Here is a 22,884-nt window from a genome sequence, read left to right as displayed (position 1 = left end):
TATCTCTATCAAAATAATTTTCTAATACAAAAATCATACAGTTAATATTTAACACAAATAATAAGATTTTTAATCTTACTCATTTTAAATTTTTGTATAATACAAAATCTATTATTAGGTTTGCCCATATAAGAAAAAAAATAGAAAACACATAAGGATTAAAAAAACAGTCCAAAGCATATAACTCTATTGATTTCTTTTTTTCATCTAAATAGTATACAATGTGGGTCATAAACCATAAAAAAAACAGAAATAAGAAAACTACATTAAAAATACCATATTTGATATTTTTTTAGAAATCTCCCTTAATTTATCTTCCGCATTCATAACCTACAAACCTCACCAATACAATATTGATTTACAAAACTTTGGATATTGTATGAAATTTTGTATAATTCACAATACTATTAAAGTAAAGAAATTATTTAAAAAAATTCTTTATAATAACCATAATATTTATAAATTTTATAGAAAAATAACATCAATATTGGAATAAATAAGAAAACAAATGCGTAATAACCATTTAAATTGTTGTAAATTGAATTTTTAAAAATAGTAAACAAGACAAATGAGATATAAGACAAATTTAAAATTATTACTATCTTTTTTAAGTAAAAAAAATTATTTTTTTTATAATTTATAAAATCTGCAAAAAAGTTTAAAATTAACAATATAAAAAAAGTTAAAACTATAGGAAAAGTCAATAATTCAATAAAATATTCATTTACTGATTTTTGTCTTGCATCAATACGATAAACAATTGCTGACACATAAAGAAACATTGGTGCTAAAAAAAATAAAAATAATAGCTCGCAATACATGTTTTTTTTTGACAATATGCGCAATTTATTCATAATTTACACACCTCTCCAACACACCATTGATTTACAAAATTCTGAATTTTGGGGAAATCTCTAGCTATTGCAACACCAAGAACAAAGCCATATTTATTTGGTGGATGTCCAAAATTATTTCCTCCATGCCGAAAAACCGATTGCATAAAAAGTTTAAAGCTATTAAAACCAAAATAAAAACCGAAAGCCATGCCACGATACCTTTTATAAAGTACATAGCCGATTTCAATATATTCTATATCAACATATAATGGAAATTTTGGCGGTGTAACTTCTATGCCCAATTCAATACCAAACCAACCATACTCAATTTTGGGAAAACTTAAAGTTAAAAACTCTGTATTTTCACCGTCATTTAAGTAATCATTTTCAACTGAATGATGCATTATTGTTGTTGGTGGTTGATATACATAATCACAAAACTCCTCCGTTCCTTTTTTATTTTCATATTTTGCCAACTCATTTAATGCCCAACATAAAGTTTTGTGAGTTGGGCAAGCGATGGTTTGCTCCACTAACTTTTGCCTTTGAGCATTCCGTCTTTCAATTTGAGATATAATGCTTTCGTTGGGTGATATTTGTGCGGTACAGATATTGTTTTGCATTGGTTTAAATATTGGGCTGTTTTGTTCTTGACTTGAATTACTCATCTGAAAGTCCTTGATTTATTTGATAGCGAATGTTGGAAATGGTTTTATTTGCCAAAAATTCTTGTGTTCTACCATCATCATCTGTATGTCCAAATAATATCTCCCCATCATCAAATTTTATGGAATAAAAACAATTTTTTAAGGGGTTGCTAAAATCATCAACCAAAACCAACAGAGTATAAGTAGGTATCTCTTCAATACCAAACCCAGCAAAAGATTGTCGGTATTGCTCTCTTGCTTGTTGGTACTGGGCAAGTCTATTATCATCAATGATTTCTTTAAAGTTGGTTTGGGAATTGATAAGTTTTGGTGGTGGATTACATTTGCATAGACACAAATCATCATTTAAGGCAGGCATTGCCTCACCCAAAGAAAAAGATAATCTTGGACCTGTCGGAATGATTTGACCCATTGATTGGCAAGCAGGACACCAGACATCATCACCGATACAGCTTTGTTTTTTGCCACTGACATTAGAGATAATCGGATTGGTTGTTGTTTGGACGACGCCACCTGCTGTGGTTGTATCATTTTCCAATATATAATAGCGAGTTAAGGGCATAGATTATCTCCCAAATTACACAACACAAATATTCACAAAGCCAATTTTAAACAAATATAAGATCCAATCACTCCACATTATCAGGACTTCTTAAATTTTTTACCGCAATGCGTTCTGCTTGTTTTCTATCACGTTCAGGTTGCATAATTGGCTGATAAATACCGTCATCTTTGACATGAATACCCAGCGGTCGGCGTTCCTTATCAATCTGATTTTGCAACAGCATAATCGCCTGAATCAACGCTTCTGGACGTGGTGGACAACCAGGGATATACACATCAACAGGGATAATCTTATCCACGCCCTGCACCACCGAATACACATCATACATACCACCAGAATTGGCACACGCCCCCATACTAATCACCCATTTCGGCTCAAGCATTTGCTCATACAGACGTTGTACTACAGGTGCCATTTTCATAAAACACGTCCCTGCCACAATCATCACATCTGCCTGACGAGGAGAAGCACGGATAACTTCCGCCCCAAAACGAGACAAATCATGTACACCAGTCAATGTCGTGGCATATTCCACATAACAGCAACTTGTGCCAAAGTTAAACGGCCACAGTGAATTTTTACGTCCCCAATTGGCAAGACTATGGGCTAAATCTTCAAGCCTTGTCATCACAATATTGCGATTGACTTCTTCTTCATCAAGAATTTCACGCGTTTGGGCAGGGAATTTATTGGCATCTGTGTTAGCACGGGTTAAAGTGTATTTCATGGGAATCTACCTTAGAATGCTTGCTTTAAAACTGGCAGTTTTTGAGTTTTGGGTGTAATATTTAAGGAATTAAATGTCTATTTTGAATGGAAAAATATTATTGAATTATTCTACAATAATGCCCAATTCATCGGCTAATTCTAAAATTTTTGCTTTATCAGTTTTTTGGACAATCGCAAAATTCACATCGTCATCTCCACTAATAAATTCAAGTAAAGTAAAATCGCTTTCTTGTTCTATTTTTTGGCGAATAACATCAGCGGGCATAGCTTCACCATCTGAATCATCAAAAGCCATCTTGCATTCTTCAAAAGTAATTTCAAATTCTTGGTCAAGCCATTCAGAAATATGTTCACTTAGACCTTCATAATCCATCTTCCAATCGTCATTGTAAACATATCCAAATTCACGAAGCAACAAACAAACACCAGCCGATAATTGTAAACGCCGTGAATATTCCCTATCTTCTTCATCTTCATAAGCCTCATCATCATCCTGCCATTCTTCTGCTTCTTCTTTTGTAAGACCGTAAGCTTCCATCAAAAACCGAGAAAAAGACACTCTATCGCCCACCAAACTGTCAAAAAGCTCAAGCAATTCAGAAGGATCATCATAATCAGCTAACAATTCTAAAAATTCGGCAAATTTTTCCTGCATTTTAACACCTTTTTTAAATAGCCCATTTATTCAAACTTAGTTAAGTTTTACTTATGACAATTCTGTAATTAATCAACTTTTGCATGGTAACTCGCCCTGTTTGGCTGATATGGTCAATGTTTACCACATCTTGTTTGTCTTTATTCAAGTACCCTTTACAAGTCTTTTATTTCTGAAAAAACCTTACCAGACGACTGAGCAGGCACTTTGCCTGTTGGGTCAGTTTCTAGCTCATCAATGCCATTAAATTTGGTAATATCCGCCAAATTAAAACCAACAGGTTTTGTACTTAAACGTGGGGTTTTTGGTTTTTTGTCAATTGGCGACCAATTTAATGCACCCAATTTTAACAAATAATACAAACCTACCAACAACTCAAGCACAAACACCACAATGGTCGCAAAACCAAGCCAACCGGCCTCTTTGACCGATACCGCATAGGTATAAAGGTACAAGGCTTCAAGGTCAAAAATCACAAAGAAAATCGCCACCACATAAAACTTGGCAGACAAACGAATACGAGCCGTACCCGCACCGACCACGCCCGACTCAAAATTTTCTTCTTTTTGAAAGCCTTTTGATGTACCACCCAATAAACGTGGCACCAACAGCATAAATAGGCACAGACCAAACCCTGCCAATAAAAAGACAATCGCAGACCAATCAAAACTTAACAGCATTAAGAACTCCTTGCCAAAAGGATTTTGAACTTATTAAAACCTGTATTCATAACCTTACACAACTTAATTTTTTTTGTAAAAGTAGTCCATAAAAGTTTGCTTTTGCATGAAAAGCAGGCGATTTATCGCATTTTTCATTGCAAAAACATTATGAATACAGGTTCTTATTTTTTCATTCAACCGATTGACGCATCTTGACGCTTGGCTACTAGCCATGCAAGAGAAAAATAGAAAGATAATACAAATGCTTTGATAAATCTCACGATAAATCAAATCCTAGACAAAACAACACATCACACATCTAATAACCCGATTTATCCATCATCGTTTTGTTTAATATTCATCTATCGGCTGGTTAATCGCTAAAATCTATCCCAAAAATTTGCATTCATAATCAAATTTGTGTCAAAAAAACCGCCATTCCTAGCGATTTTTGCCACAAACTTAAAAAAAATATTGCAAAACTTATCAATCGATAAAACAAAATGGGCAAAACTTGATTGTTAAACGCTATCAACTGGCGAAACGTGGCAATTATACTCCCTTTAAATAAAAAATGCTAGTAATTCACCCCAAGTTTTAATCCGCAACCACAACCCTAAAATCACAAAAAATTGTAACAAATTACAACAAAATCCAAAAACCCATGCTATTCACATGGGTTTATAAAATTTACAACGGTTGGTATCCGTATTGTCAATTATTGGTCAATCACATCCACCCCTTTTGGTGGTGTAAAGGTAAATTGACTTTTGGCAATGCCAGTATTGCGTTTGACATTGCTAAATTTGATGCTCGTTGTTTGCCCCAAGTTATCATTTAACACCATCATTACAGGGTTGCCGTTGTTAAAGGATAAACTTAGGCTTTTAAAGTTAGCATTACTTGATTTTGGTTGTAACACATAGTAATTTTTGCTCGCATCGGGTTGGGTCACTTTAAAACTGGCAGAAATTTTGGTAGGGTCGCCCGATAGCAATAACGCAGGCGTATCGCCAATTTGATTGCTCACACTTTGGCGAGTGGCTTGTTGTAAATCTTTATCATAAATCCAAAGGGTGCTACCGTTCGCTACCACTAACTGTTCAGCGTTGCCTGTGGTGTGCCAACGAAAGTTATTTGGGCGTTGTACCGCCATTGTTCCACTAAAACTGCGGTTGGCAGATTTTCCACCTTTGGTCATTTGGCTAAAATTGGCAGTCATGCTTTTAACGTTGGTTAATAAACCATTTAAGTTTTTTGATGCCGTTGCTTCGTTTGCAGGTTTAGCTTGGGCAGTGGCAAGCCCCATTGCTAACGGGGTTGACATAGCCAAAATGGCGGTTAATACAGGCGTGGTAAATTGTTTTAACATAATCGTTCCTCTTTCAAAATTTAAAATTTTTTAAAAATAAAATTTAGGGTAAAAATTGATGTGGGCTATTATCGCTAAATTTTTCTTGCAGTTCTAGCCTAGCCGTGCAATGTTTTTTGGATAACTTGTAACTTTTGTAACAAATTCTAAATGAATGGCGTTTTTTATCACCATGTTAAAAATTTTTGGCAGAAAAAAACCCTTTCGTTAAGAAAGGGTTTATCTTTATTTTTTGTATAAATGGTGGATCGTCCGCGACTCGAACGCGGGACCAACGGATTAAAAGTCCGCTGCTCTACCAACTGAGCTAACGATCCAATGAGTGCGTATTATACGGATATTTTTTAAAAAAGCAAGGTTTTTTTAGAAAATTTTGCAATTTTTTATCAAAATTTTTAGGCTTGTGCCATATTTGCAAACACTTCTTTTGCCGTTTCTAACGTCTTATCTAAATCTTCTTGGCTGTGTTCACTACTCATAAACCCGACCTCAAACGCAGACGGAGCAAGATATATGCCACGTTCTAGCATACCATGAAAAAAGGTAGCAAATTTTTTATCATCACATTGGCTGACTTCATCAAAGTTTTTTGGCAAGTCATTGTCGGTAAAATACAAACCAAACATACCGCCTAAATGGGTGGTTTTAAAAGCAATCCCTGCTTCTTTTGCCAATTTTTCCAAATTATCAGTCAAGTACACGACTTTTTCGCTCAATTTGTCGTAAAAACCGTCTTGGGTTAATAATTCAAACATAGCAATCCCTGCTCGCATTGCCAAAGGATTGCCTGATAATGTGCCTGCTTGATACACGCCCCCAAGCGGTGCGATGTGTTCCATGATTTCACGTTTACCACCAAATGCCCCAACTGGCAAGCCTGCACCGATGATTTTACCAAAAGTCGTTAAATCTGGGGTAATGCCAAAATGGGCTTGAGCACCGCCTAGTCCAACCCGAAAACCTGTCATTACTTCGTCAAAAATCAGCACCGCTTCATTGTCTGTACAAAGTTGGCGTAAGGTGTTGTGAAAATCTTGGCTTGGAATGACCATGTTCATGTTGCCTGCGACTGGTTCAACGATGACACAGGCAATTTCATTACCAAATTTTGCAAAACAGTCTATTAAAGCTTGTTTGTCATTATAGGGTAAGGTAAGGGTATGTTTGGCAAAGTCGGCTGGTACGCCCTTTGATGTCGGTTCTCCGATGTCAAGCATACCAGAGCCTGCTTTTACCAACAAGCTATCAGAATGTCCGTGGTAACAGCCTTCAAATTTGACAATTTTATCACGCCCAGTATAGCCACGAGCCAAACGAATGGCAGACATGGTGGCTTCTGTGCCTGAACTGGTCATGCGTATTAATTCAATACTTGGGATTAATTCACAAATTTTGTCGGCAATGGTAGTTTCAAATGGCGTGGGTGCACCAAAAGATAGACCATCATCACAGGCTTTTTTCACCGCTTCAATGATATGTGGGTGGCTATGACCCAAAATCATCGGTCCCCATGAGCCAACATAGTCAATATAGGCATTATTTTCGGTGTCGTATATTTTTGAGCCTTTGGCACGGCTGATAAATACAGGCGTTCCACCCACACCTGCAAAGGCACGCACAGGCGAATTAACACCCCCTGCGATGTGGATTTTGGCTTTGTTGAATAAAATTTGGTTGGCGTTGCTCATGGTTATTCCTATTTTTGATTTTAAAAAAATGTTAAAAAATTGCCAATCATTATAACAATTTTTCGCCTTTAAAAAAACCGCTAAAACAAAAACCAATTTATCCCACTATTATCATGAAATAAATTGGTTTGTTAAAAAAGTTAAAATAACGATTTATTTTTTTGTTTTTTTGGCAATTTTTTTGCTTTCAATGGTATGAGCCAGTACAATATTTGGTTCGTCCGCTACTTCTAAATCTTCTCGTTCGCCTTGTTCATACAAAGCACCTGCACGTCCGACAATAAGCGGGTCTGGTGCACGTACATTTTTCTTCTCTTTTTGGGCGTAGGGCAGTTTGTTTAGTACATAACGCATCGCCCCAAGTCTGGCACGTTTTTTATCGTCAGATTTGATAACAATCCAAGGGCTTTCGGCGGTATCGGTGTTGTAGAACATGGCTTCTTTTGCCAACGTGTAATCGTCCCATTTATTCAAAGATGCTTTGTCAATCGGTGATAATTTCCATTGTTTTAATGGGTGGGCTTCACGTTGGGCAAATCGGCGACGTTGTTCGTCACGGCTAACGGAAAACCAAAATTTAATCAAATGAATACCTGAACTAATTAAATGTTTTTCAAACTCAGGAACTTGACGCATAAAGTCTTCGTACTGCTCATCAGTACAAAAGCCCATCACACGCTCTACACCTGCACGGTTATACCATGAACGGTCAAACAGCACGATTTCACCATTGGTTGGTAGATGCTTGACATAACGCTGGAAATACCACTGTCCTTGCTCTTGTTCGGTTGGTTTTTCTAGGGCAATCACTCTAGCACCACGTGGGTTTAGATGCTCCATAAAGCGTTTGATGGTACCGCCTTTACCAGCAGCATCACGCCCTTCAAACAAAATCACGACTTTTTGTCCTGTTTCTTTCACCCATTTTTGTAATTTGAGCAATTCAACTTGGAGTTCGTATTTTTGGGCTTCATAATTTTTACGGCTTAGGCGGTTCTTATAAGGATACGCCCCGTCTCGCCAGCCTTCGGCAAGTTCGTCATCTTTTTTCACACCCGTTTTGACACGGTTAGCAATCGCTTGCTCGGCAAATATATCTTTTAAGGCGGATAGTTCATCACTTGTGGCATCGTGAAGTAAGGCTTCAAGGTGTTCGTTGCCTTTTTGCACATTACCTTTTTTTAGGTCGGCAAGCAACGTGTCATCGATGGCGGATTTGGTTTTGGTGGCTTTTCGTACTTTACGGTCTTCTTGTTTGAGTGCTAGCAAGGCTTCTGGGTCGGTTTCGTACGGCTCGGTGACTTTTTGGACTTTATTAATCGATTTTTGAGTAGTTGGTTTTTTTGGGGTGGTTGTCATAAATTACTCCGAATAATTAACAGGAACAAAACAAATTTAGCGTGTAAAAAGCCTTTTTCAACGCCACTTTGAAACAAAAAATTAACAAAATTTTATGTTTTTAGCATAGAGTATTTTTGTCAAATTTACAATGAATTTTTCATAAAAATCGGTTAAAAATATGGACAAACAGGGCAATTTTTCACCATGATTTTTGTCAAAAAATATGCTATCATAAAGAGATTTTTATTTTTTTATAAAAATAGTCAATTTCACTTTTTACAAACCAGGTAGTATTATGAACGCCCAAGATTTAATCGATTTATTACAACCACATTTTCCAAATGGTCTAATCCAATCTGCCAACAACGGTAACAAATTTGACGTGCGTGTGGTGGACGACAGCTTTGACGGCAAACGCCCTGTACAACGCCAACAAGCCGTACTTGCCCTTGTCAATGACAAATTTGCCAGTGGTGAAATCCACGCCTTAAATATTCAAGCCCTAACTCACGCCCAATGGAATGAGTTACAAACCAAACCATAATTTTGTTAAAATATTTAAAACTTTATGAAGGAAATATGATGGATAAATTTGTCATTAAAGGCGGTACAAAAGTTTGTGGCGAAGTACGAATTTCTGGGGCAAAAAATGCCGCCTTACCGTTATTGGCAGGTATGATTTTGGCAGAAACGCCAATTACCTTGACCAACGTGCCAACTTTGCAAGATGTGAAAACCCTTATAGAACTCATCGCTGGCATGGGTATTACCATTGACAAAAATGGCGATACAGTCACATGCGACACCAGTACCATTAACAATTATTACGCACCTTATGAACTGGTTAAAACCATGCGGGCATCTATTTTGGTATTAGCGCCGTTATTGGCACGTTTTGGACAAGCGGAAGTGTCTTTACCAGGGGGTTGTGCGATTGGCTCACGTCCTGTGGATCAACATTTAAAAGCCTTAGAAGCCATGGGGGCAGAAATCGTGGTGGAGAATGGCTATGTTAAAGCCAAAACGCCACACGGCGGACGCTTAAAGGGCTGTCATTTTACGTTTGATATGGTAACGGTCGGTGGTACAGAAAACACCATTATGGCGGCGGTTTTGGCAGACGGTGTAACCCATTTGGAAAACTGTGCCAGAGAGCCTGAAGTGGTGGATTTAGCCAATATGCTGGTGAAAATGGGGGCAAAAATTGAAGGCATTGGCACGGCTTATATGACCATTACAGGGGTGGAAAAATTAAACGGCTGTGAATATTCGGTTGTGCCTGACCGCATTGAGACAGGTTCGTATTTGGCATTGGCGATGATGACAGGCGGACGTGTCAAAGCCACACATACCGATGCAAGTATCATGCAAGTGGTGTTAAACAAATTTAGCGAAATGGGTGCCCAAGTCAGCGTTGGCGATGATTGGATTGAAGTGGCAATGAACCAACGCCCAATTGCTGTGGACATACGCACCCTGCCCCACCCTGCTTTTCCAACCGATATGCAAGCCCAACTGATGACGGTATGTGCGATTGCGGACGGTACAAGTACCATTATTGAAAATATTTTTGAAAATCGCTATATGCACGTGCCAGAACTCAACCGTTTGGGGGCGAACATCAGCGTGGACGGTCATACCGCTGTGGTTAAAGGTATAGAAAAATTGAAATCTGCCCCTGTGATGGCGACTGATTTACGTGCATCTATGTCGCTAGTGATGGCGGCTGTGGCAGCAGAAGGCGAAACCACGATTGAGCGTATTTATCACATTGACCGTGGCTATGAAAAGGTGGAAGAAAAACTGCGTGGACTTGGTGTGCAAATTGAAAGAGTGAAGGGTTAATGACAAAACCTTTTTTAAAATGGGCAGGCGGTAAAAGTAAACTTGTACCTTTTATTGAACAAAATTTGCCAAAAAAGCGTTATTGTTTGGTTGAGCCTTTTGTTGGCTCAGCCAGTGTCGCCTTGCAATTAGATTTTGATGAATATATATTAAATGATACCAATCAAGATTTAATCAACTTATACCAAACCTTATCCGAGCAAAAACAAGGTTTTATTGATTATGCACAGTCATTTTTTACCACAGATAATAATCAAGAAACTCGTTTTTATGAGTTAAGAGATGAATTTAATGATAGCAATGATATAGTCAAAAAATCAGCATTATTTATTTATCTTAATCGCCACGCCTTTAATGGCTTGTGTCGTTATAACCGTAAAGGTGGTTTTAATGTGCCATTTGGGCGTTATAAATCACCCTATTATCCAAAGGCAGAATTGCAAAGTTTTGTCAATAAATCGCCGAGAATGCAGTTTTTTTGTGGTGATTTTGCACAGATTTTTAGCAAAGTTAGCCAAGATGATGTGATTTATTGCGATCCGCCGTATATGCCTTTGAATAAAACGTCATCATTTACCAGTTATGCGAAAGATGGTTTTAATTTTGATGACCAAATACGATTGGCAACTTTGGCAAAAGATTTTATTCATCAATCACAAGGGGTTTTGATTTCTAACCACGATACCGAGCAAACACGGCTTTTATATCAAGGGGCGGTGATAAAAACGGTACAAGTACAAAGAAATATTTCTGCCAAAGGCAGTAGTCGGCAAAAAGTCGGTGAAATTTTGGCGATTTATAAGGAAATATGATGATAACAGGCGGTGTTGGTGGTGCAAATACCAAAACTGGTCTTGATTTTGAAGTCAGAACCGATTTAAAACAGTTATTTGAACAAATTGACGGCTATCATCTAAAGCCATCACAAAATCGTACAGGCTATGAAGTTTGGTTTCATGACGAACGATTGGTTCAAAAATCCTGTTTATCAAGATACGCTTGATTATATTCATTCGGTAAACTGTCATTATTTGTTTAATGAAATTCCGCTAAAATGGCTTGGTTTACCACATGAACCTATCTCGTCCAAAAATCTTTAATCAACTATAAGATATAGAAAAATGACTGAAGAAACTTACAACGGCTTAACCCTAGCCCTATCCAAAGGGCGAATTTTAAAAGAAACCATGCCAATGCTTGCCAAAGCAGATATTGAGCTACTTGAAGACGTAGAACAATCTCGCAAACTCATCTTCTCCACCACCAACCCAAACGTGCGAGTGTTAATTCTGCGAGCATCTGATGTGCCAACTTATGTTGAGCATGGGGCGGCAGATTTTGGTGTGGCGGGCAAAGACGTGTTACTAGAACACGGCTCGCAAAATCTGTACGAACTGCTTGACCTAAAAATCGCCCAATGTCGGCTGATGACAGCAGGCGTGGTCGGCAAAACCTTACCAAATCGGCGACTGCGTATCGCCACCAAATACGTTAATGTCGCTCGCAATTATTTTGCCAATCGTGGCGAACAGGTGGACATCATCAAACTTTACGGCTCAATGGAACTCGCCCCACTTGTCGGTTTGGGCGACTTCATCGTGGACGTGGTGGACACAGGCAACACCTTGCGAGCCAATGGACTTGAACCATTAGACGAAATTTGCCAAGTGTCATCTCGCTTGATTGTCAATCAAGTCAGCTACAAGCGTAAATTTGAACTGCTTGAACCAATTTTAACCAGTTTTAAACAAAGTATTGAATCTTGATTTTGTATATATTAAATCCTGATAAAAATGCTTGACAAATCCAAAATTTCTACTAAAATCTTACCATTCACAAAAAATTTATCTCCTTTTGTGAATGGTGATTCCAAACATTTATTTTGTCATAAAAGCGTGATGATAAAATAATTCCTGAGCGACGACCCCGCCCAAACCAGTGATTTAGCCAAAATTTTGACAAGCTAAGTTGCTGATTTTCCATTTGTTTTTAAAAAGCTAAATTGTTACACAATTTAGTTTGGGGTTATTTATGATACAAAAATTTATCCTAATCCGTGGGCATCAAGGCTCTGGCAAATCCACGTTTGCCAAACAAAAAATACGCGAATTTGCCCACGATTATCCAAACGCTACCATTATTCACCTTGAAAATGACCTGCTTTTAACCGATGAAAATGGCGTATATCGTTGGTCTGGCGATGCAGTCGATAAGGCTCAACGCAAGAATTTGGCATGGTTTAAAGAAGTTTTAAAACACGGACAAAAGTTCCCTAGCGAAGATATTTTGATTGTTAATTCCAATACCAATCAAAAATCGTCAAGCTGTATTCATCTCATCAACATGGCAAAAAAGCACGGATTTAGTGTTGAGATTTATCGTCTGCACAATTTTTTTGAGAATACGCACAACGTCAAAAGGATCGACGTATTATCTGCTTATGTTAATTTGAATAATAACAAATTGCGAGAAGAAATTCATGTTCCTGCCGTGCGTCCCATTGATGATGAGACTAAAATTTTAATTGAAAAAATGCAAAAATTTAGTCAAGGACAATTACCCTTTAATGAATTAAATCATACTTATGTGACTGATGATTATTTAAATTTCGCCTGCAAAAATTTTATCAAAAAACAAAGTAAAAAATATCCACAATTATGGGTATTAAAATACGCCCGTCATGTGTTTTATGACAATACATTTGACAATGCACTGCTTGAAATGCGTGGGCTGATTATCGATGAGCATAACAATATCATTGTACGCCCATTTAAAAAAGTATTTAATTATTCTGAACGTATTGCCAAAAACAGTCCTTATCCGATAGCTGTCTTGGACGAGAGATTGGTCGATGCAGTGGTCAAAGTCAATGGATTTTTGGGGGTGTGTACTTATGTGGATTTGGGTAATTCGCACCCAAGTTTTGATAGCGATTTTAACAAACAAGTATTGTATTCTACCACAGGTTCATTAGACAGCGATTTTGCCAAAATGACCGAAGAGCATTGTCAAAAATACGAGCCGTTATTTAAGGCTTATCCAAATTTCACGTTTTTATTTGAAATCACTGATGAAAAAGATGTTCATATTATCAATGAAAATTTTGGGGAAACATTAATCGGTATGGTCAATGTCAAAACAGGTGATATGGCAAGTGAATTTGAGTTAAATACCCTTGCCAAACAATACAATATTAAACGCCCAGAAATGATTTTAAATATTCCTTTTGGGGAATTAAAAGCCTTATTAAAAACCGTGAAACATGAAGGTTTTATGGTATTTGATAGCGAAACCAAGCAACTTTTATTTAAGCTAAAATCACCGTTTTATTTAATTTCTAAATTCTTTGGGCGTAGTCAAGCAGATAATTTGGGTAATAAATTAAATAAAAGAAATGTTGATGAAGAGTATTATCCGCTGGTGGATTATATTAAAGTAAATAAAGATGAATTTAATCAATTAGATGAGTTACAAAAGATTGAATTTGTACAGAAATTTTTAGAGAATATATAAAATGAGTAAAACATTTTTCACATCAGATTTACATTTTAGCCATAAAAATATCGCCAAATTTTGTCCGCATACGCGCCCAAAAAGTACGGATAAAAATGATACTTCTATTTTAGACAAGTATATGATTGACTTATGGAATGATACCGTTGGCGTGGATGATGACGTCTATAATTTGGGCGATTTAAGCTTTAGCCATGATTTAAAACAGATTTTTCAGACGTTAAGCCAATTAAACGGTCGCCATCATTTAATTTTTGGCAATCATGATGATGTTATCCAAAATAACTTGACGAAATTTTTAACCACCAAAAAACATGACGGTAATCCGATATTATCATCAGCCCAAAGTTATTTAAAGTTAAAGTTAAAAAATAGCCATGATGAAAATAAAACCTTGATTTTATTTCATTATCCGATTGCTGAATGGGACGGCTGTCATAAGGGTTATTATCATCTGCACGGGCATATTCATGATAGAATATCGGACATTGGCGGTAAAATATTAAATGTTGGCTTTGATTTACATGGTAAATTTTTAACGCTTGATGAGATTGACGCGTATCTTAACGATTTGCCAAAATTATCGCATTTTAGTGACGAGACGATTTTTAATGAACTACAAATACCGCAAATTCTCTCAGATAATTGCACTTTTGAAATGGCAAAAGATGATAAGGAACGTTTGGAATTAATTAAAAATATACACTATTTAATCCAACAAAACTTACAAAAAAAATAAATTTAACCCATGCTTAACGACTTTTTACTTGGACTGATTAATCTTATCACATCGGCTTTGACCGCCATTACAGGCGTGGGCGGTGGCATGATTTTAATCGGTTTCATGCCATTTTTTTTGCCCAGTATCGCCATTATTCCTGTGCATGGCATCACGCAACTTGCCAGTAACGCAAGCCGTGCGTGGTTTAGGCGACGGGATATTATTTGGCAACCGTTTAAACAGTTTGTCATTGGTTCAATACTTGGCATGGTGCTGTTTGGGGTGCTGATTCGTTTTGTAAAACTGGATTTAATTCCACTTTTTATCGGCATTTACATTTTGCTGTTGCAATGGTCGGCGATTTTTAACCGCCTAATTCGCCGATTTGAAAGTTTCTTTTTGGTGGGGTTTTTGCAGACAGGTTTGGGCGTGTTTGTCGGTACACCCGGTCCACTCAACATCGCCGTGCTAAACAAACATTATACCGACACGCATCAGGTCGTTACCACGGGAGCGTTGATGATGACGGTGGTGCATGGGGCGAAAATTTTGGTATATGTGACGCTCGGCTTTGCATTTTTGGATTATTGGCGGTTACTGATTTTTATGGTAGTGATGGCGACTGTTGGGTCATGGATTGGCACAAAATTGCGTCATCAATTTTCGGCGAATTGGCTAAAAAAAATTTTGCCGTATTTGCTGATCTTGCTTGCGTTAAAGTTGATTGTTGCCATAATGATCGAGCAAGGATTTTTTGCCTAAAATCAGCCCACTTTTTTTGTCAAGAACCATAAAAAACAGTATAATAAAACCAAACCTTTTTTTATTATTTGTTCATTCAGGAAAATCATTATGAGTCACAAAACCGATGCCCAAATCGCAAGTGAAGCCACACTTCTACCCATTGTTGACCTTGCCAAAAAAATCAATCTAAGCACCGAAGACTACGAGCCGTACGGACACACCAAAGCCAAAATCAACCCAAAATCGCTAGAAAAATTACCCAATAAAAACGGCAAAATCATCTTGGTAACCGCCATTAACCCAACCCCAGCTGGCGAAGGCAAAACCACGGTAACGATTGGGCTTGCTGATGCGTTAAATTTGGTCAATAAACAAAAAAATCTTGGTAAAAATACAATGGTGGCCCTGCGTGAGCCGTCGCTTGGTCCTGTATTTGGTATTAAAGGCGGTGCGGCGGGCGGTGGTTACTCGCAAGTTTTGCCAATGGAAGACATTAATCTGCATTTTACAGGCGATTTTCACGCCATTGGCTCAGCGAATAACCTACTTTCTGCCATGATTGACAATCATATTTTTCAAGGCAATGAACTAAATATTGACCCAAATCGTGTGCTATGGCGTCGTGTCGTGGACATGAACGACCGTCAATTACGTCACATTGAAAGCGGAATTTCGGTGGGTAAATCTGGCAAACAGACAGACGGCGTGCCACGTCTTGACGGCTTTGACATCACGGTGGCGAGCGAAGTCATGGCGTGTTTTTGCTTGGCGAGTGATTTAAATGATTTAAAAAACCGACTTGGCAATATTTTGGTGGCTTATACCTTTGATAATAAAGCGATTTTTGCCAAAGATTTACACGCTCATGGTGCGATGACTGCCCTACTAAAAGATGCGTTAAAACCAAACCTAGTGCAGACCATCGCCCACACGCCCGCCCTAGTGCATGGCGGTCCATTCGCCAACATCGCACACGGCTGTAACTCAGTCATCGCCACCAAAATGGCAACGCATTTGGCGGATTTTGTGGTTACAGAGGCAGGCTTTGGGGCGGATCTAGGAGCGGAAAAATTCTGCGACATCAAATGCCGTATGAACGATTTAACGCCGTCTGCGTGCGTAATCGTAGCGACCGTGCGAGCCTTAAAATACAACGGCGGTGTGGCAAAAGATGACTTAAAAACTGAAAACGTGCAAGCGGTAAAAGACGGCTTACCAAACCTACTAAAACACATTGACAATATGCAAAACGTATTTGGCTTGTCTGTGGTTGTGGCGGTCAATCGTTTTGTGTCAGACAGTGAAGCTGAATTAAATACTGTCATTCGTGCTTGTGAAGAAAAAGCAGCAAGCGTTGCCCTGTGTGAAGTGTGGGAGCATGGCGGTAAAGGTGGTCTTGATTTAGCCGAAAAAGTTTTGCAAGCGGTTGAAAAACCTAACAATTTTAGCTTTGCTTATAATAAAAATTTATCCGTTATTAAAAAAATTGAAACCCTCGCCGAACGCATTTATGGGGCGATTGGTGTGGACTTATCAGACACCGCAAAGACAAGCTTGACAAGCCTACAAGCCATTGAAAACATTGACATTAACAGCTTGCCAATTTGTATGGCAAAAACCCAATATTCATTTTCAGACAATGCCAAACTGCTTGGCGTACCGAGTGATTTTCGCTTGACAGTGCGAGATATTAGCTTGTCAAATGGGGCGGGATTTTTGGTGGTAATTTGCGGTCGCATTATGAAAATGCCCGGCTTGCCAAAAGTGCCGTCTGCTGAAAAAATTGACGTGGATGAAAATGGCAATATTGTTGGCTTATTTTAATTTTTAGTTAAATGATTAATAAAGCATGGATTAATGATTAACCCATGCTTTTATCAAATCACCCCAAACTGCTGTAACACCTTAAAAATTCCATCATCTACTGCATTTTCACAGACATAATCCGCCACCGCCTTTAAATCTGCATGAGCATTGCCCATCGCTATGCCAAATCCTACCGTTTCAAGCATTTCTATATCATTTAAGCCATCGCCAAACGCCCACGCATTCGCCATCTCTAGTCCCAAGTTATCTAGCACCGCCTTGATGCCACGAGCTTTTGAGCCATTGGTGTCTAAAATATCCACCCCAGACACATGCCAACGAATGGTCTTTAAATGTTTTGGCAAAATTTGCATCAAGTTTTCGTCTTGATTATCATCATAAAACGCCAAAATTTGGTAAACTTTTTCGCTATTTTCCGAGGTATCGTCAAAATTTGCATCAACTGTATAAGGAATATGCAGGGCGTTTAGGGCATTTTCTAACGCATCGGTTTCCGATAACGCCACAATCCTATCTGCCGTCATATAGGCACAGGCGATATTGTTTTGGTACAAATGTTCACGAATAAATCGCATATCTGCCCTATCAATCGGAAAATCTACCAACGGCTTACCACGATACTGCACATATTGCCCGTTGATACTGACAACCACGTCAATGCCAATCTCATCCATCAACTGCAAAATCACAGGCGGAAAAATCCCAATCCCCCGCCCTGTCGCTATCGCAATCAGTACCCCACGCTGTTTTAACGCCAAAAAAACTTGGCGAATGCTATCTGGGACACGGTCTTGTTGCTTGAGATATAGGGTATCGTCAATGTCAAAAAAAATAATTTTGGGGAAATTTGCTTGCATTTTTATCCCTGTTGTTTAATCAGATTAATTTTTTGTTAAATTTTTTAAAATAAATTATTTTCAAAAACTTTTGCCAATTATAGTACCATATTTTGCTAAAAATTTTTACCAAAACAACATAAAAGCAACGTTAACAAAATGCTTAACAAAAAATTTGGCAAAATCAACCAAAAGTGCGTAAAATAACCTATCTTTTTAGCAAAACTTTTTTATTAAAAATCCTTTTATCCAAAAAAATAAGCCGATTATTATGCCAACTTTAGTAAATAACCTTAGCCATTCTGAACTGATGGCCGCCATTGACCTTGGTTCAAACAGCTTTCACCTTGCGATTGCACGCCTTGACCATCATGAAGTGCGAAAACTTGCGTCCATGTCAGAAAAGGTGCAACTTGCCAATGGCTTGGATGAAAACAATGTATTGAGCGAAGAAGCGATTGAGCGTGGTGTGGCGTGTTTGAGCCGTTTTGTCGGTCGCTTGGATGCGGTGTCGCCAGAACGACTACGGGTGGTTGCCACCAATACCTTGCGTCAAGCCAAAAATGCCGATGAATTTATTCGCCGTGCCAATGCCGTGTTGCCAAAGCCGATTGAAATCATCGCAGGGCGTGAAGAAGCCCGTTTGATTTATCTAGGCGTGTCGCACACCAACGCCAGTACCGACAAACGTTTAGTGATTGATATCGGCGGTGGTTCAACCGAATTTATTATTGGCAAAGGTTTTGACCCGATTTTGACCGAAAGTTTGCAAATGGGCTGTGTCTCGTTTAGTAAACGTTTTTTTGTTAATGGCGAAATTAACGAAAAAAACTTTGAAAAAGCCATTGCCCAAGCTCGCAAAGAATTATTAGTAATTAGCCGTCAATACCAAAAAACAGGCTGGGACAGCGTGACAGGCTCAAGCGGTACGATAAAAGCAGTCAAGCAAATTTTGGTCAATTTAGGCATGGACGATAACGACCAAATCACCTTTAAAGGTGTAAAATATTTACAAAAACAGTTAATTAAAATTAAACATATTGATAACATTGATTTTGCCGAAATCAAAGACACTCGTAAGGCGGTACTGCCTGCAGGTGTGGCAGTATTATTGGCTAGTATGAGCGTGCTTGGCATTGACACCATGGCATACTCGGATGGTGCTTTACGTGAGGGTGTCATGTATGATATGCTTGGGCGTTTTGCCAGTGAAGACGTGCGTGATAGAAGCGTGCAAGCCTTGATGAATCGCTATTCGGTGGATGCCAAACAAGCCAAACGAGTGGTAAAAACTGCCAAACAATTATTTGACCAAGTGCAAGATACGCTTGGATTAGATGAAGAAGATGCCGATTTGTTACGCCGTGGGGCGTATTTGCATGAGATTGGCTTGGCGGTGTCACACAGCGGTTATCACCGTCATAGTGCGTACTTATTAGCAAATTCGGACATTGACGGCTTTTCACAAACCGATAAATCTCGCCTTGCCCAAATGGTGATGCACCACCGCCGAAAGCTCAAAAGCGAAGGCTATCAACTGATTTCTCAAGCAGGTGGCGAAAAATTGGTTTATTTAACCTTATTATTGCGTTTAGCAGTGCTAATACATCATAGCCGTAGCAAACAAGAAATTTTACCCTTAACCTTAACGTTAAGCGACAAAAACCATTGGCAAATCGGAATTAACCCAAAACTAAGTCAAGATTTTGACCAAACTTTGGATAATAGTCAACTTTTGTTGTCTGATTTACAAGAAGAAAGCCAACTTTGGCAAAAATGGGGAATGTCGTTGGATATTCAATCACAACCACATTCATAATCATTTATCAACATATTTTATCAAAACATTGATTAAACAAGGAAGAAACCCATGTCTGTCTGGGAAAAAGTACAATTAGCACGCCACCCAAAACGCCCATTATTTTTAGATTATGCAAATACACTGTTTAGTGAATTTGACATATTGCAGGGCGATAGAGCCTATGCCGATGACAAGGCGATTTTGGGCGGTTTGGCAAAATTCAACGACAAACCTGTCATGCTTATCGGGCAACACCGTGGACGTAGCACACGTGAACGCATTGAGCATAATTTTGGTATGGCAAATCCTGAAGGTTACCGCAAAGTCATTCGCCTTGTCAAAATGGCACAACGCTTTGATTTGCCTGTGTTTACCTTTATTGATACACAAGGGGCATACCCTGGGGTCGGTGCAGAAGAACGTGGACAAGCCCAAGCGATTGCCGAAAGTATTGCCACGTTTTCGGCGTTAAGTGTGCCTGTGATTGCAACCGTAATTGGTGAAGGCGGTTCAGGCGGTGCGTTGGCAATTGCGGTGGCTGACCGTGTCAATATGCTTGAAAACAGCATTTATTCGGTGATTTCGCCTGAAGGTTGTGCATCAATTTTGTGGAAAACCGCCGAAAAAGCCCCACAAGCTAGCGAAGCTTTAAAACTATCTGCGGATAATTTACACACGTTGGGATTGATTGATTGCGTGATTAGCGAAGGCGAAGGGGCGAATGTGAATAGCGATGTGGTAATGAATAATTTACGCTTAACGTTGCAAAATCAATTAGAAACCTTATCTGCGTTACCAAAAGACATACGATTACAACAACGTTATGATAAATTGATGAGTTTTAATTCTACGTTAAGTTTGTAAATATTCAACAAAATCAAAAAGACCATCCACTGATGTTGTTTTTTTACCTTTGCGTTGTTAAAAGTAATAAAAAAAGGATTGATTATTTTAATTTACAATATTCAGTAAATTTTATCGTTTTTTTGTAAAAAACACTCAACAATTTGGGCATTTTATGGTTTAATGTACAAGTTTTTTATGACACCATTTTTTAAATTTATGCAAAATATGCAAAACTGCCCAATTTGTCAACAAGTGCCCGTTTTTGTAAAACAGGTCATTCAGACGATTGTGCCAATTTTATAAACCGTCAAATGTTGATTATTTGACGGTTTTTGTGCATTTAGCGTTTTTATTATTTTTTTCCAATATTGGAGTTTATCATGACGGTAGTATTAAACACCCCTGACTATGTCAAACATCAAGGCGTGATTGACTTTGTGCAAAAAATCGCCGAGCTTGCCAAACCAGACCGCATTGAATGGTGCGATGGCTCAGAAGATGAAGACCAACGTTTGCTAAACTTAATGGTTAAGCAAGGGACTATGGTCAAATTAAACGATGACAAATGCAAAAATTCATTTTTGGCGTGTTCTGACCCATCTGATGTGGCTCGTGTAGAAGGACGTACTTTTATTTGTAGCGAAAAACAAATTGACGCAGGTGCAACCAATAACTGGGCTGACCCTAAAGAGATGAGTGCGACTTTGGACAAGCTGTTTGACGGCTGTATGAAAGGACGTACCATGTACGTTGTGCCGTTTAGCATGGGGCCTTTGGGTAGTCATATCGCTCATATTGGCGTTGAAATTTCTGACTCGCCTTATGTGGTGGTCAATATGAAACGCATGGCTCGTATGGGGCGTGCGGTATTTGATGTATTGGGTGAAAATGGTGGTTTTGTGCCTTGTGTGCATAGCGTTGGCAAGCCGTTGCAAGACGGCGAAAAAGATGTGAAATGGCCTTGCAATGATGAAAAATATATTGTGCATTATCCAGAGACTCGTGAAATTTGGTCATACGGTTCAGGCTATGGCGGTAATGCCCTACTTGGCAAAAAATGTTTAGCCTTGCGTATTGCATCTGTTATGGGTCGTGAAGAAGGCTGGCTTGCCGAACATATGTTAATTCTTGGCGTTACCAATCCACAAGGCGAAAAACACTACGTTGCGGCCGCCTTTCCATCCGCCTGTGGTAAGACCAACTTTGCCATGTTAATTCCACCAAAAGGCTATGAAGGTTGGAAAGTAGAAACCGTTGGCGATGATATTGCTTGGATTAAACCTAGCACAGACGGACGTTTTTATGCGATTAACCCTGAAGCAGGCTTTTTTGGCGTAGCTCCCGGTACATCTAATGCCACCAACCCAGTATGTTTAGATACCTTACACAAAGATGTAATTTATACCAACGTTGCCTTCACCGATGACGGCGATGTGTGGTGGGAAGGCAAAAGCAAAGAAGCTCCAGCCCATTTAACTGATTGGCAAGGCAATGACTGGACACCCGAAGACGGTAAAAATGGCAAAAAATCTGCTCACGCCAATGCTCGCTTTACCGTATCAGCAAGCAACTGTCCAATTATTGACAAAGACTGGGAAAATCCAAATGGTGTGCCAATTTCTGCCTTTATCTTTGGTGGTCGCCGTGCGGATACTGTGCCATTGGTGGTTGAGAGTTTTGACTGGGTGGACGGTGTGTATAAAGCCGCTACCATGGGGTCAGAAGTTACCGCTGCCGCCGAAGGACAACAAGGTGTTGTTCGCCGTGACCCATTTGCCATGTTACCATTTGCAGGCTACAACATGGGCGACTACTTCCAGCATTGGTTAGATATGGGCGAAAAGGTTGGCAAAGTCGCTGAACAACACGGCAATACATTACCAAAAATCTTTAACGTAAACTGGTTTAGACGTGATGCTGACGGCAAATTTGCATGGGACGGCTATGGTCAAAATATGCGTGTGCTTGAGTGGATTTTAAAACGAGCCATAGGCGATGCCAACGCCGTAGAAACGCCAATCGGCTATATGCCAACGTATGATGATTTAAATTGGGACGGCTTAGCCTTTAGTCAAGAACAGTTTAACACCGTTACCAGTCTGGACAAAGAAAAATGGCAAGCTGAACTTGCCAGCCACGATGAACTATTTGACAAAATCGGTAGCCGTTTGCCAGAAGCATTAAAACAAGCTCGCCAAAAAACGGGTGAACGTGTAGAAAAAATGTAATATTTTT

21 protein-coding genes, 1 tRNA gene and 1 pseudogene are annotated in these 22,884 nt (G+C 38.8%); 12 read left to right on the top strand and 11 right to left on the bottom strand.

Annotation, left to right across the window (positions count from 1 at the left end; translation table 11 throughout):
- Window positions 1-425: 425 nt before the first annotated feature.
- The 10 genes and pseudogenes from A3G3_RS0108150 to ppk2 all read right to left on the bottom strand — a co-directional run bounded on the left by A3G3_RS0108150 (window position 426) and on the right by ppk2 (window position 8,534).
- Window positions 426-854, bottom strand: a complete 429-nt coding sequence (locus A3G3_RS0108150; protein ID WP_019520044.1) for a hypothetical protein — start codon at window positions 852-854, stop codon at window positions 426-428.
- Entirely contained in the window at window positions 851-1,504 is a 654-nt protein-coding gene (locus A3G3_RS0108145; RefSeq protein WP_019520043.1) for a hypothetical protein, read from the bottom strand. The genes A3G3_RS0108150 and A3G3_RS0108145 overlap by 4 nt, the downstream gene beginning before the upstream one ends.
- Entirely contained in the window at window positions 1,497-2,066 is a 570-nt protein-coding gene (locus tag A3G3_RS14035; protein ID WP_019520042.1) for a PAAR domain-containing protein, read from the bottom strand. The genes A3G3_RS0108145 and A3G3_RS14035 overlap by 8 nt, the downstream gene beginning before the upstream one ends.
- Window positions 2,067-2,133: 67 nt before the next feature.
- Window positions 2,134-2,796 carry a NuoB/complex I 20 kDa subunit family protein gene (locus A3G3_RS0108135; RefSeq protein ID WP_019520041.1) on the bottom strand — a complete coding sequence of 221 codons (663 nt, stop codon included), beginning with the start codon at window positions 2,794-2,796 and terminating at the stop codon, window positions 2,134-2,136.
- Between the two features lie 105 nt (window positions 2,797-2,901).
- Window positions 2,902-3,453, bottom strand: a complete 552-nt coding sequence (locus tag A3G3_RS0108130) for a hypothetical protein (RefSeq protein WP_019520040.1) — start codon at window positions 3,451-3,453, stop codon at window positions 2,902-2,904.
- Window positions 3,454-3,493: 40 nt separating this feature from the next.
- Window positions 3,494-4,130: pseudogene (ndhC, locus tag A3G3_RS0108125) on the bottom strand (NADH-quinone oxidoreductase subunit A).
- 703 nt (window positions 4,131-4,833) lie between these two features.
- On the bottom strand, window positions 4,834-5,487 hold the full coding sequence (gene lolA, locus A3G3_RS0108120; RefSeq protein ID WP_019520038.1) for an outer membrane lipoprotein chaperone LolA: 654 nt from the start codon (window positions 5,485-5,487) through the stop codon (window positions 4,834-4,836).
- 241 nt (window positions 5,488-5,728) lie between these two features.
- A tRNA-Lys gene (locus A3G3_RS0108115) sits at window positions 5,729-5,804 on the bottom strand.
- A 78-nt stretch (window positions 5,805-5,882) separates the two neighbouring features.
- Window positions 5,883-7,175, bottom strand: coding sequence for a glutamate-1-semialdehyde 2,1-aminomutase (hemL, locus tag A3G3_RS0108110; protein WP_019520037.1), 1,293 nt, complete (start codon window positions 7,173-7,175; stop codon window positions 5,883-5,885).
- 153 nt (window positions 7,176-7,328) lie between these two features.
- Window positions 7,329-8,534 (bottom strand): polyphosphate kinase 2, encoded by a 1,206-nt coding sequence (gene ppk2, locus A3G3_RS0108105; RefSeq protein ID WP_019520036.1) that lies wholly within the window; start codon window positions 8,532-8,534, stop codon window positions 7,329-7,331.
- A gap of 277 nt (window positions 8,535-8,811) precedes the next feature.
- Between ppk2 and A3G3_RS0108100 the strand changes: the two genes are divergently transcribed.
- The 9 genes from A3G3_RS0108100 (at window position 8,812) to A3G3_RS0108060 (ending at window position 17,163) form a co-directional block, all read left to right on the top strand.
- On the top strand, window positions 8,812-9,060 hold the full coding sequence (locus tag A3G3_RS0108100; RefSeq protein WP_019520035.1) for a BolA family protein: 249 nt from the start codon (window positions 8,812-8,814) through the stop codon (window positions 9,058-9,060).
- A 38-nt stretch (window positions 9,061-9,098) separates the two neighbouring features.
- Window positions 9,099-10,361 (top strand): UDP-N-acetylglucosamine 1-carboxyvinyltransferase, encoded by a 1,263-nt coding sequence (murA, locus tag A3G3_RS0108095; protein WP_019520034.1) that lies wholly within the window; start codon window positions 9,099-9,101, stop codon window positions 10,359-10,361.
- Complete coding sequence (locus A3G3_RS0108090) at window positions 10,361-11,173, top strand: DNA adenine methylase (protein ID WP_019520033.1); 813 nt, start codon at window positions 10,361-10,363, stop codon at window positions 11,171-11,173. Before murA ends, A3G3_RS0108090 begins: the two co-directional genes overlap by 1 nt.
- On the top strand, window positions 11,173-11,364 hold the full coding sequence (locus A3G3_RS0108085) for a hypothetical protein (protein WP_019520032.1): 192 nt from the start codon (window positions 11,173-11,175) through the stop codon (window positions 11,362-11,364). The genes A3G3_RS0108090 and A3G3_RS0108085 overlap by 1 nt, the downstream gene beginning before the upstream one ends.
- A 118-nt stretch (window positions 11,365-11,482) precedes the next feature.
- A complete protein-coding gene (hisG, locus tag A3G3_RS0108080) occupies window positions 11,483-12,127 on the top strand; it encodes an ATP phosphoribosyltransferase (RefSeq protein WP_019520031.1) in 645 nt (214 codons plus the stop codon).
- 265 nt (window positions 12,128-12,392) lie between these two features.
- Window positions 12,393-13,874 carry an RNA ligase gene (locus tag A3G3_RS0108075; RefSeq protein WP_019520030.1) on the top strand — a complete coding sequence of 494 codons (1,482 nt, stop codon included), beginning with the start codon at window positions 12,393-12,395 and terminating at the stop codon, window positions 13,872-13,874.
- A gap of 1 nt (window position 13,875) precedes the next feature.
- Window positions 13,876-14,613, top strand: a complete 738-nt coding sequence (locus A3G3_RS0108070; protein ID WP_019520029.1) for a hypothetical protein — start codon at window positions 13,876-13,878, stop codon at window positions 14,611-14,613.
- Window positions 14,614-14,622: 9 nt separating this feature from the next.
- A complete protein-coding gene (locus A3G3_RS0108065; protein ID WP_019520028.1) occupies window positions 14,623-15,357 on the top strand; it encodes a sulfite exporter TauE/SafE family protein in 735 nt (244 codons plus the stop codon).
- A 90-nt stretch (window positions 15,358-15,447) separates the two neighbouring features.
- Window positions 15,448-17,163 carry a formate--tetrahydrofolate ligase gene (locus A3G3_RS0108060; RefSeq protein ID WP_019520027.1) on the top strand — a complete coding sequence of 572 codons (1,716 nt, stop codon included), beginning with the start codon at window positions 15,448-15,450 and terminating at the stop codon, window positions 17,161-17,163.
- A gap of 53 nt (window positions 17,164-17,216) precedes the next feature.
- On the opposite strand, the gene A3G3_RS0108055 is transcribed toward A3G3_RS0108060, so the two are convergent.
- Window positions 17,217-18,023 (bottom strand): Cof-type HAD-IIB family hydrolase, encoded by an 807-nt coding sequence (locus tag A3G3_RS0108055; RefSeq protein WP_019520026.1) that lies wholly within the window; start codon window positions 18,021-18,023, stop codon window positions 17,217-17,219.
- Window positions 18,024-18,273: 250 nt separating this feature from the next.
- Between A3G3_RS0108055 and ppx the strand changes: the two genes are divergently transcribed.
- The 3 genes from ppx to A3G3_RS0108040 all read left to right on the top strand — a co-directional run bounded on the left by ppx (window position 18,274) and on the right by A3G3_RS0108040 (window position 22,877).
- Window positions 18,274-19,821, top strand: coding sequence for an exopolyphosphatase (gene ppx, locus A3G3_RS0108050; protein ID WP_019520025.1), 1,548 nt, complete (start codon window positions 18,274-18,276; stop codon window positions 19,819-19,821).
- A 51-nt stretch (window positions 19,822-19,872) separates the two neighbouring features.
- Window positions 19,873-20,667, top strand: coding sequence for an acetyl-CoA carboxylase carboxyltransferase subunit alpha (locus tag A3G3_RS0108045; protein ID WP_019520024.1), 795 nt, complete (start codon window positions 19,873-19,875; stop codon window positions 20,665-20,667).
- 362 nt (window positions 20,668-21,029) lie between these two features.
- The gene (locus A3G3_RS0108040; protein WP_019520023.1) at window positions 21,030-22,877 is read left to right on the top strand and encodes a phosphoenolpyruvate carboxykinase (GTP); all 1,848 of its coding nucleotides are present in this window, start codon (window positions 21,030-21,032) and stop codon (window positions 22,875-22,877) included.
- The last annotated feature ends 7 nt before the right edge of the window (window positions 22,878-22,884 follow it).

It is taken from the genome of Moraxella boevrei DSM 14165, assembly GCF_000379845.1.
GTDB lineage: Bacteria > Pseudomonadota > Gammaproteobacteria > Pseudomonadales > Moraxellaceae > Faucicola > Faucicola boevrei.
The sequence above is the reverse complement of the archived record's forward strand: the minus strand, read 5'-3'. Positions and strand labels throughout refer to the sequence as shown.

Coding starts and splice junctions, on each gene's coding strand:
- A3G3_RS0108150 (WP_019520044.1), bottom strand. CDS start 854: ATGAATAAATTGCGCATATTGTCAAAAAAAAACATGTATTGCGAGCTA.
- A3G3_RS0108145 (WP_019520043.1), bottom strand. CDS start 1,504: ATGAGTAATTCAAGTCAAGAACAAAACAGCCCAATATTTAAACCAATG.
- A3G3_RS14035 (WP_019520042.1), bottom strand. CDS start 2,066: ATGCCCTTAACTCGCTATTATATATTGGAAAATGATACAACCACAGCA.
- A3G3_RS0108135 (WP_019520041.1), bottom strand. CDS start 2,796: ATGAAATACACTTTAACCCGTGCTAACACAGATGCCAATAAATTCCCT.
- A3G3_RS0108130 (WP_019520040.1), bottom strand. CDS start 3,453: ATGCAGGAAAAATTTGCCGAATTTTTAGAATTGTTAGCTGATTATGAT.
- lolA (WP_019520038.1), bottom strand. CDS start 5,487: ATGTTAAAACAATTTACCACGCCTGTATTAACCGCCATTTTGGCTATG.
- hemL (WP_019520037.1), bottom strand. CDS start 7,175: ATGAGCAACGCCAACCAAATTTTATTCAACAAAGCCAAAATCCACATC.
- ppk2 (WP_019520036.1), bottom strand. CDS start 8,534: ATGACAACCACCCCAAAAAAACCAACTACTCAAAAATCGATTAATAAA.
- A3G3_RS0108100 (WP_019520035.1), top strand. CDS start 8,812: ATGAACGCCCAAGATTTAATCGATTTATTACAACCACATTTTCCAAAT.
- murA (WP_019520034.1), top strand. CDS start 9,099: ATGGATAAATTTGTCATTAAAGGCGGTACAAAAGTTTGTGGCGAAGTA.
- A3G3_RS0108090 (WP_019520033.1), top strand. CDS start 10,361: ATGACAAAACCTTTTTTAAAATGGGCAGGCGGTAAAAGTAAACTTGTA.
- A3G3_RS0108085 (WP_019520032.1), top strand. CDS start 11,173: ATGATAACAGGCGGTGTTGGTGGTGCAAATACCAAAACTGGTCTTGAT.
- hisG (WP_019520031.1), top strand. CDS start 11,483: ATGACTGAAGAAACTTACAACGGCTTAACCCTAGCCCTATCCAAAGGG.
- A3G3_RS0108075 (WP_019520030.1), top strand. CDS start 12,393: ATGATACAAAAATTTATCCTAATCCGTGGGCATCAAGGCTCTGGCAAA.
- A3G3_RS0108070 (WP_019520029.1), top strand. CDS start 13,876: ATGAGTAAAACATTTTTCACATCAGATTTACATTTTAGCCATAAAAAT.
- A3G3_RS0108065 (WP_019520028.1), top strand. CDS start 14,623: ATGCTTAACGACTTTTTACTTGGACTGATTAATCTTATCACATCGGCT.
- A3G3_RS0108060 (WP_019520027.1), top strand. CDS start 15,448: ATGAGTCACAAAACCGATGCCCAAATCGCAAGTGAAGCCACACTTCTA.
- A3G3_RS0108055 (WP_019520026.1), bottom strand. CDS start 18,023: ATGCAAGCAAATTTCCCCAAAATTATTTTTTTTGACATTGACGATACC.
- ppx (WP_019520025.1), top strand. CDS start 18,274: ATGCCAACTTTAGTAAATAACCTTAGCCATTCTGAACTGATGGCCGCC.
- A3G3_RS0108045 (WP_019520024.1), top strand. CDS start 19,873: ATGTCTGTCTGGGAAAAAGTACAATTAGCACGCCACCCAAAACGCCCA.
- A3G3_RS0108040 (WP_019520023.1), top strand. CDS start 21,030: ATGACGGTAGTATTAAACACCCCTGACTATGTCAAACATCAAGGCGTG.